The organism is Negativicutes bacterium (assembly GCA_018052945.1).
Classification (GTDB): Bacteria; Bacillota; Negativicutes; order JAGPMH01; family JAGPMH01; genus JAGPMH01.
On sequence record JAGPMH010000080.1, the window covers coordinates 1 to 3,267 of the forward strand.

Annotated in this window: 2 protein-coding genes; both read right to left on the reverse strand. The window is 31.0% G+C overall.

Going from position 1 to position 3,267, the window contains the following annotated elements:
- The coding region (locus tag KBI38_08170; GenBank protein ID MBP8630019.1) for a hypothetical protein at positions 1-3,010 on the reverse strand (3,010 nt) is incomplete at its 3' end.
- 147 nt (positions 3,011-3,157) lie between these two features.
- A partial coding sequence (locus tag KBI38_08175; protein ID MBP8630020.1) for an integrase core domain-containing protein occupies positions 3,158-3,267 on the reverse strand: 110 nt, incomplete at its 5' end.

The following is a 3,267-nucleotide window of genomic DNA, read 5'->3' on the forward strand; positions in this document are numbered from 1 at the left end:
GGTAATTAACACTCTCGCCTCTAAACTCTATTTTTTCTAAATCAAACCCCAGCTTAGTAAGCCTTGCTATGATTTGTTTTACTCCATCTTCGTTACTAAAAATACTGCTTTTTAGCAACAACTTACTATGAGAAATTTTTTGCAATATTTCTTTCCATAGCAACAAGATTTCATCTGTAGTTTTTGTGAAATTATTAAAACTTCCAAAAACAATATAGTTATCACTTTTTTTATTAATATCCGGAAAATTTTTCAGCGGTTGGTAACACCACTGCGTTTGGGGCAATATCAACATTTTTTCACTAAAATATTGAGTATTAAAGCCATCATTTTCACAATAAATATCAGTAAAATAATAGTCGACAGTTTTCAGTCCGGTAGTATTAAAATAACCAATCCCACTAACTTGGAGCGGTGCCGGCTTATAAGCTAGCACCGGCAGTAAATTATTTTTAGTATGTCCGGCTAAATCAACTAAGATGTCAATATTATCTTTATATATTAATTCCGCAATTTGAGCATAACTATCTGCTGTTATATTACGCCAATTATCAACTTTACTTCTTATGTCAGCACTATAATCATCTTCTTGTCCATAGGCATAACAATAAACCTCAAAAACACTTTTATCATAATCATTAAAAAAAGTGTAACTGAAGTTAAGTACAACATGGTTTCGTAAATCCGGAGAAATATAGCCTATTCTAATTTTTTCTTTCGGCTTAAAATCATGCTGATATAGTTTTATATTTTTAAAAAAATCATTATATTTTAAATGTTCTGTTGACAGCTTGGCTAATGAAATATCTGCTAAGTAATTTAAGTTAAATAAATAATTGCTATAATCAATCAATTTATCATTTAAATCTACCGAATAATTACTGGCTGCTAAATAAGCTTTGCTACTTTTTTTCGCATCACCTAATAATTTATAAGTATTCCCTAACAGATTATAACTAAGACTCAACACTTGATTATTAGCAGGATTGCTAGCTACTAGGAGTTTTGTTAGATTATCAACCGTACTTTCATACTCTCCACTCATATAACTAAGGCGTGCTTTTAAAAACAACACTGAGCTAGCATTTGGTGTTAATTCTGATAAGTATTCACAATAAGCCTGCGCACTATTTAAATCATTCAACTCAATATAACAGCTTACAATATCACAAAGTGCTTGAGCATCATTACTATTAGTATTTAAATAATTTCTCAATAACACAATAGCCTTGGTATAATTGCCTTCATTAAGATATCTTGTTATATCATTATAGTTAATAGAGTTTTTTACTACCTTATCTTCTTTATTGATAAGCTCTTTATAGACAAAGCAATATTTTTCTTCCAATTCCATCATATACTGCTTAGCATTCATTAAACTTGAGTTTTGTAAAAGCCCTCGTAAGCTAGCTCTTAATTCCTGTAATAATGCTATATTATTGGCCAAAACAACGGCTTTATCAATATATTCAGCTGAACTATAACAAATTAATTCTTCTAACCCTGCATTTTTCAATAAGCTATAACCAAAGCGAGAGCCATGACTTTCGCCAACCAACGTCAGAACTGGCACCCCCATATAAAGAGCCTCACAAGTTGTTGCTCCTCCTTGGTAGGGATAAGTATCTAGTGCTATATCAATATCAGCATATTGTGCTAAATAATCACTGCTAAAGCCTCGCAAATCAATTCGCTCTATCGGCATAGCAAGTTTATTCATTTTATCTACTACAAAGTTGATACCATCTACACTATTAAATATTTTGCTTTTTAACACTAATTTAGATTTAGGCACCTTCTCTAAAATACTGTTCCAAACTACTAACATTTCATCGGTAACTTTATTAAAATTATTAAAACTACCAAAAGTAATATAGTTATTTTTCACTGCCGGCAAAGTAGACACTGCTCCCATATCAATTAGCGGACTATAGCAAAAATGGGAATGTTCTAACGATAAAAGTTGTTCACTAAAAAATTCATCATTTTTGCCAATCGGATCACAATTAATGTCTGTCAAAAAGTAATCTACAGTTTTAAGTCCGGTCGTGTTAAAATAGCCAATCCCACTTATTTGTAGAGGCGCAGGCTTATAAGCTAACACCGGCAATAAGCTATGGGCAGTATGTCCGGCTAAATCTACTAAGATATCAATATTATCAGCATAAATTAGCTTAGCAATATCTTCATATTCTAAATTATCTACATTCTGCCATTTATCAACTACCGCCTTTAGCTTAAAAGTAATATCATCTGCTAACCCCTTAGCATAACAAAAAACTTCAAAAACATTTCTGTTGAAATTCGCCAGCATAGTATAGGAAAAATAACTAACAGCATGTTGTCTAAAATCCGGTGAAATATAACCTATTCTAATTTTTTTCTTGTTAACTTTAAAATTATGTTCAAACTGTTTTATGTCAGAAAAAAAATCATTGTATTTTAAGTGCAATGAGTATTTTTCTGTTGCTGAAAGCTTTTCCGAGTAATTCGCCGTAAATAAGGCATTGCTATATTCTACAAGCTTTTGCTGTTCATTTTTTTCTAATAAGCTACACTCAATAAAAGCTTCAACGGCCTTAATCGTTTCATTAATTAACGTATACGCTGACCCTAATAAACTCCAAGCCTCTACTAACGACTTATGATATAAGGTATCGTCTTTATTATTATTTTGCTCCGCTACAATTAAACTTATTACAGTTTTCAACAATTCAATTTCTTCATTAATCTTTAATTGTTTCTTATAAACATACGCTAAAACAATATAAGCTCCAACATAAAGCTCATCAATTGCTAGGACTTTTTCGATATAAAAAATAGCTTTAGCAAAATCATCTTTATGCATATAGGCAGATGCTAAAATATAAAGTGCATCTACATTATTGTTATCAATATTAAGAATATTGACTCCATTATCAATAGCATCATCAAATCTTTTTTCCGCTATACAAGAAGCTGCTAAGTTTGTCAAATAAACAATATCTGCCTGATTTCTCTTATTATTCATAGCTGTCTCCTTATATTGTTATTTTTATATAATATCCACATATTCTTTCAAAAAACATTCACAATATTTATAGTAATTTTCATCTATTTCTTTATCGCCACAAGCATGCATTACCCAAGATTTATCAACATTTTGAACCATATTGGGTTACGCGGACAGGTTAAATGGCGAGTATCTCCTCATTTCGTACATTAGCGGAGAAATGCCACCTAATGCACTATGACGTCTTCTGGTATTATAATAATCAAACCAATTTT